The organism is Brevundimonas vesicularis, from assembly GCF_032067225.1.
GTDB classification, from domain to species: Bacteria; Pseudomonadota; Alphaproteobacteria; order Caulobacterales; family Caulobacteraceae; genus Brevundimonas; species Brevundimonas vesicularis_F.
Window position 1 is genome coordinate 1 of sequence record NZ_DAMBJX010000099.1, and the last position, 5,960, is coordinate 5,960.

Annotated in this window: 5 protein-coding genes; all 5 read right to left on the minus strand. The window is 69.6% G+C overall.

Annotation, left to right across the window (positions count from 1 at the left end; genetic code table 11):
* Window positions 1-422 (minus strand): dienelactone hydrolase family protein (locus RT123_RS15370; RefSeq protein WP_313010084.1); only part of this gene is annotated, 422 nt, incomplete at its 3' end.
* Window positions 423-587: 165 nt separating this feature from the next.
* On the minus strand, window positions 588-2,192 hold the full coding sequence (purH, locus tag RT123_RS15375) for a bifunctional phosphoribosylaminoimidazolecarboxamide formyltransferase/IMP cyclohydrolase (protein WP_313010086.1): 1,605 nt from the start codon (window positions 2,190-2,192) through the stop codon (window positions 588-590).
* A gap of 78 nt (window positions 2,193-2,270) precedes the next feature.
* The gene (locus RT123_RS15380) at window positions 2,271-4,118 is read right to left on the minus strand and encodes a heparinase II/III family protein (RefSeq protein WP_313010088.1); all 1,848 of its coding nucleotides are present in this window, start codon (window positions 4,116-4,118) and stop codon (window positions 2,271-2,273) included.
* Window positions 4,115-4,789 carry a ribulose-phosphate 3-epimerase gene (gene rpe / locus RT123_RS15385; RefSeq protein WP_313010090.1) on the minus strand — a complete coding sequence of 225 codons (675 nt, stop codon included), beginning with the start codon at window positions 4,787-4,789 and terminating at the stop codon, window positions 4,115-4,117. Before rpe ends, RT123_RS15380 begins: the two co-directional genes overlap by 4 nt.
* A gap of 47 nt (window positions 4,790-4,836) precedes the next feature.
* A partial coding sequence (locus RT123_RS15390; protein WP_313010092.1) for an RsmB/NOP family class I SAM-dependent RNA methyltransferase occupies window positions 4,837-5,960 on the minus strand: 1,124 nt, incomplete at its 5' end.

Sequence of the window (5,960 nt, forward strand, 5' to 3'; positions counted from 1 at the left end):
TCGTAGTTCGCCGCCGCGACGATCTGCATGATCCGCTGCATATCCGACAGCGGCGCGGGATCCTCGACCCGGACGAAGAAGGCTGGCGCAATGGCGGCGTATCCCTGCTTGGCCAGACGGCGGCAGATGTCGCGGATATATTCGTGGACGCCGAAGATTTCGGACACCACCACGACGACCGGGAAAGGCCCGTCGCCCGCCGGCCGGGCGACATAGGCCGGAAGCTGGAACCCGTCCGGCGCGGCATAGGTCACGGTCTCGGTCGACAGGCCCTCGGCGTCGGTCGTTATGGGCTTGGCTTCTTTGGCCAGGGCCGCGACCGCATAGCCGGAAAAGAGCAAGCCCCCCAAGGCGCCCAGAGTTCGACGGCTCAGTTTCAGGTCGTCGGCGGTCTGGCCTTCGGGGCGGATCAGCACGGTCATGGGACGCTCCAACGCGGAAAGGCGTCAGAGCATCACGACGGACGACGAGCGTCCAGTCACGTTAAGGCGCGCTGTTGAAGTCTCGACGACCTCCATTAACGAGAAGAAGGGCGCTCAAGCAGCGAGCGACCGCGTCGCGAGCGTTAGCGCCCTTCTTTCCCAGCATCAGTGCCGGAAGACCCGAACGCCGGTGAAGGCCATGGCGATGCCCTTTTCGTCGGCGGCGGCGATCACCTCCGCGTCGCGCATCGAGCCGCCGGGCTGGATCACCGCCGTGGCGCCGGCCGCGACGGCTTCCAAGAGGCCGTCGGCGAAGGGGAAAAAGGCTTCCGAGGCGCAGGCCGAACCCTCGGCCAGCGACTGCGTCAGCCCCTTGGCTTCACCCGCCTCCTTGGCGCGGATGGCGGCGATGCGGGCGCTGTCGCGGCGATTCATCTGGCCGGCGCCGATGCCGGCGGTCTGGCCGCCCTTGGCGTAGACGATGGCGTTGGACTTGACGTGCTTGGCCACGGTGAAGGCGAACAGCATGTCCTGGATCTCGGTCGGGGTCGGCTGGCGCTTGGTGACGATCTTCAGGTCCGAAGGCTTGATCAGCGACCGGTCGCGGCTCTGCACCAGGAAGCCGCCGGCGACCGAGCGGAACACTTCGCCCGCGCCGTGCGGATCGGGGAGGCCGTCGGTGATCAGCAGGCGCAGGTTCTTCTTGGCCGCGAAGACGGCCTTGGCCTCGTCGTCGGCGCCGGGGGCGATGACGACCTCGGTGAAGATGCCGGTGATGGCGCGGGCGTCTTCGCCGTTCAGCGGACGGTTGACCGCGATCACGCCGCCGAAGGCCGAAACGGCGTCGCATTCCAGCGCGCGAGCATAGGCTTCGGACAGGTCCTTGCCCACCGCAACGCCGCAAGGGTTGGCGTGTTTGACGATGACCACGGCCGGCTGTTCGAACTCGGCGACCAGCTCATAGGCGGCGTCCGCGTCCGCGATATTGTTGTAACCCAGTTCCTTGCCCTGAATTTGTTCGGCATAGGCAACGCCCGGACGACGCGCGCCGGTGCGGTAGAAGGTGCCCGACTGATGCGGGTTCTCGCCATAGCGCAGGGTCTGGGCCAGGGATCCGGCGATCGACTTGCGGGCCGGGGCGGCATCCTCGATTTGACCGGCGAACCAGCCGGAGACAGCGGCGTCATAGGCGGCGGTGCGGGCGAAGGCGCGGGCGGCAAGGCGCTTGCGCAGGGCCAGATCGGTCGAGCCTTCGGCCTTCAGCGCCTCAAGGATCAGGCCGATGCTCTCGCCGTCGGGGGCGACGGCGACATAGCAGTGGTTCTTGGAGCCCGAGCGGATCATGGCCGGGCCGCCGATGTCGATATTCTCGACCGCCGCCTCGAAGGCGCCGCCGGCCGCGACGGTGCTTTCAAACGGATAAAGGTCGATCCAGACGATATCGATGGCGCCGATGCCGTGGTCGCTCATGGCTTGGGCATGGTCGGCGGCGTCACGCACGCCCAAGAGGCCGCCGTGAACGATGGGGTGCAGGGTCTTGACCCGGCCGTCCATCATCTCGGGGAACCCCGTCAGATCAGCCACGTCTTTAACCGGAAGACCCAGTTTCTCTATCGCCGCGCGTGTGCCGCCGGTCGAGACCAGTTCGACGCCCAGATCGTGCAGGGTGCGGGCCGCGTCCTCCAGCCCGGCCTTGTCGGACAGGGAGATCAGGGCGCGTTGCGGCTTGACCCGATCAGGGGCGGGCGGAAAGTCGGGAGCGGCGGGCATGGGCGGCGTCCGTGATGGCAGGGGAGGATGGCGCGCCGTCTAGACCCAAACCGCTTCGCCGTCACCCCACGGACGGTTTCAGGTCGGTTCGCCGCTTGCGCCGGCCGGGCTCAACTTCCAGCGGATCTTGGTCTCGCTGTCGGTGCGGGCCGAGCCGCGCACCACGATCTGAAGGGAGCGGCGGGTCAGGCCGGCGTCGATATGGACGCTGGGTTCGATGGCCACGTCCGGTCCGTCGGTCCTGAACCACCAGCCCCGGCCCGAGGCGCCGCGCAGCAAGATCGACCGCCGGTCGCGCGCCAGCGAGGCCTGCACTCCTGGCTCCAGATGGAAGCGGATGGCGTAGGGCGCCGCGATCTGGCGCACCATCTCCTTGCGGCCTGGCGTGGGGAAAAGCTTCTCTTCGGCCCGCAATTCGTCCAGGCGCTGGTCCAGATAAAGCCGGCGCTGATGGTTCAGGCCGAACAACTCATTCCAGCCGTCGTGTTCCATCTCCAGCCAGACGGCGCCGTCGCCGTCGCGCAGGTCGGTGGTCACATGGATCGGCGGTCCGACCAGGCGCGGGCCCAAGAGCTCACCCTTCCAGCCGCCCAGCGGTTCGTTCAGCGACCGCTCGCCCAGGGTCAGGGTCGAATGGGCCGGCGTCAGCCGCAGGGCCTGGCGGTCGGTCGAGGCCGGCGTCCACCCCGAGCCGGTCACCAGACGATCCTTGCCGCAGGCGATCTCCAGCGCCAGCGGCTGGGCGCAGGCGGCCGCCCCCCAGGCGTCGCGCGCCGGCGGGGCGGTGTCGGCGATGATGGTGAGCAGGGGGCTGGCGATTCGCGTCAGGCCGGCGACCGCACCGGTCGCTGCAGGCGCGTCGGCGCTGCTGGCCATCGCTTCGTCGTCGTGGGCGCGGGCGGCCGCGACGCGTTCAATGGTGGAGGGACCGCCGCCCTGGAAGCTGGCCAAACGACCATCGGGCATGGTCAGCAGGCGCAGGCCCTGCGTCAGCCGGACGACGGCGGCCGAGACGCTCTCCGGAGTCGGTTCGGAAAGTTGCGACAGGGCGTCGTCCAGCGTCAGCAGATCGAGCAGCAGCTCAAGTCCCGTCTCGGGACTGCGCGAGGCGTGGCCGCCGTCGGCCTGCACCGTCGTCTTCAGGGCGCCGTCCAGCCGCGACAGCGCGCGGCGACGCAAGGCCTGCCCTGGCGCCCCCGCCAGCACGCAGCCGCCGATGGCCGCCGCCGTTAACCGTTCGGCCCGGCTGGCCAGACCGCCGGGCGGACGCAGCAGTTGCCGGGTCTGGCGCGCCAGACTATCGGCCAGTTTCAGCCGCTCGGCCTCGGTCGCGACGGCACCCATCCGCCGTGCGCCGCACGCCAGATTGACGACCCGCCGCGCCAGGATTTCCGGTCCCCAGGCGAAGGGCGACCACCGTGCAAAGGCGTCAGCCCAGGCCAGGGTCAGACGTAGCGCCTCGCGCGCGCCACGGTCGCCTTGCGCCATCAGGCCCGGCAACCAGGCGAAGGCGTGAAGCTCGACCGCAAACGGCCGCGAGGGACTGGGCCGGTTCCACGGATCGGACGGCGGTTCGACCTCCATCGAGGCGCCCGCCAACATGAAACGCCCGGCCAGAACATTGCGCCCCGGCGCCGGATCATGAGCGCGGAAATCGCGCGGCGTGGCGGCGAACGCGGTCACCTTGCCCCCGCCCAGCGGCGCCCCCAGCGTCAGGCCGTAGCCGGGCAGACCGTAAAGCTCGATCCACAGCTGCCGCGTCGCCAACCGTCCGGCGATGGCGGGCCACAGGCCGGGTCCGGCGATCGTGTCGCCCGACCGCACGGGCGTGCGTACCGGGGCGCCAGGCAGGCCGGGGATCTGACCCGAGGCGACGTCCAGCGTCGTTTCCTGCCCCCGTGGGGCAAAGGGGCCGAGCGGGCTCACGAGAGGCTCGGAGCAGCCGGCGCGGCTTTCAGGGCGGCGATATTGGTCGCGTAATCGCCCTTGAACACGAACGACCCAGCGACCAGAGTATCGGCCCCAGCGGCGACGCAGGCCCCGGCGTTGGCGGAGGTCACGCCGCCGTCCACCTGAAGGTGAGCCGACGAACCGGCGCGGTCGAGAATGGCCCGCGCGCCCGCGATCTTCTTCAGCGAACTGTCGATGAACTTCTGACCGCCAAAGCCCGGATTGACCGACATGATCAGCACCAGATCGACCAAATCGACCACCTCTTCCAAGATCGACAGTGGCGTCGCCGGGTTGAACACGACGCCTGCCTTGGCGCCCAACTGGCGAATGCGACCCAGGGTGCGGTGCAGGTGCGGCCCGCTTTCAGGGTGAACGGTCAGGACATCGGCGCCCGCCTCGCGGAACGCCTCTAGCCACGGATCGACCGGCGCGACCATCAGATGCACGTCGAACGGCAAAGCCGTGTGCGGCCGGATCGCCTTCACGATGTCGGGGCCAAGCGTGATGTTCGGCACGAAATGCCCGTCCATCACATCGACGTGGATCCAGTCGGCGCCCGCCGCCTCCAGCGCGCGGACTTCTTCACCCAGCCGCGCGAAATCGCTGGCGAGGATCGACGGGCAGATCAGAGGGATAACGGCCATGGCCTTCCGGATAAGGCGGGTTGCGGGCGGGAGCAAGGCGCTCCCGCTCAGGACACCCGTTCCAGCCTTGCCGCGAAGAAGCCGTCCAGTCCGCCGTGTTCGGCCCACATGGAGGGCAGGATGCGCAACCAACCTTCGGGCGTCAGCGCCTCCGGCGGGGCGCCCACGGCGGCCGGATCGGCGGCGACGGTGCGGAAGGCGGGGTTGCGACGCAGGAAGGCGATGATCTGGGTTTCGCCCTCCTCACGCTCCAGCGAGCAGGTGCAATAGACTAGACGGCCGCCCGGCTTCACGCGTTCGGCGGCGGCGTCGAGCAGGCGATGCTGGACGTCGGCCAATTTGGCGACCTCTGCCGGTTTGGTGGCGCGCAGGACTTCGGGGTTGCGGCGGAAGGTGCCCGTCGCGGTGCAGGGCGCGTCCAGCAGGACGGCGTCGAAGGTGCGGGCGTCCTCCCAGTCCTCGGCCGGAACGGCGACCACCTCGGCGGTCAGGCCGGTTCGCTCAAGGTTCTGCGTCAGGCGTTTCAGACGCGGGGCCGATCGGTCGAGCGCGACGACCGAGGCGCCGGCGGCCGCCAGTTGCAGCGTCTTGCCTCCAGGCGCGGCGCACATGTCGAGCGCCGTCTCGCCGGGCTTCACATCCAGCAGCCGGCCGGGCACGGCGGCGGCCGCGTCCTGGACCCACCAGTCGCCGTCCTCGAAACCGGGCCATCCGGCCACATCGCCGCGACGGCCGGTGCGAACCGTGCCACCGGACAGAACCTCGCCCTCGACAGCGGCGGCGACCGCGGCGGGATCAACGCCTGGCTTCAGGCTGAGGTCGGTCGCGGGTTCTTCGCGCGCGGCCAAGGCCAGACCCGCCAGGGCGGCCTCGCCATAGGTCGCCTTCCAGCGCGCCGCGATCCAGTCCGGCAGATTGCTCTCGGCCGTCGTCAGGCCGGGGCCTTCACGCCCAACCCCGCGCAGCACCGCATTGACCAGATTCTTGTAGGGCCGGGTCTTGGGATCGCGCTCGGCCAGTTTCACCGCCGTCGAGACGGCGGCGAAGGCGGGCGTTTCCAGCACCAGAGTCTGGGCCAGGGCGATGCGCATCAGGGTGCGCACAGCCTCGGGCGGCGACTTCTTCAGGCGGCGATCCAGGATCTGGTCGATCTCGCCCAAACGGCGCAGGG

What these genes read in the sequence shown, in the direction of transcription:
- purH (WP_313010086.1), bottom strand. Translation starts at nt 2,192, where the DNA reads ATGCCCGCCGCTCCCGACTTTCCGCCCGCCCCTGATCGGGTCAAGCCG.
- rpe (WP_313010090.1), bottom strand. Translation starts at nt 4,789, where the DNA reads ATGGCCGTTATCCCTCTGATCTGCCCGTCGATCCTCGCCAGCGATTTC.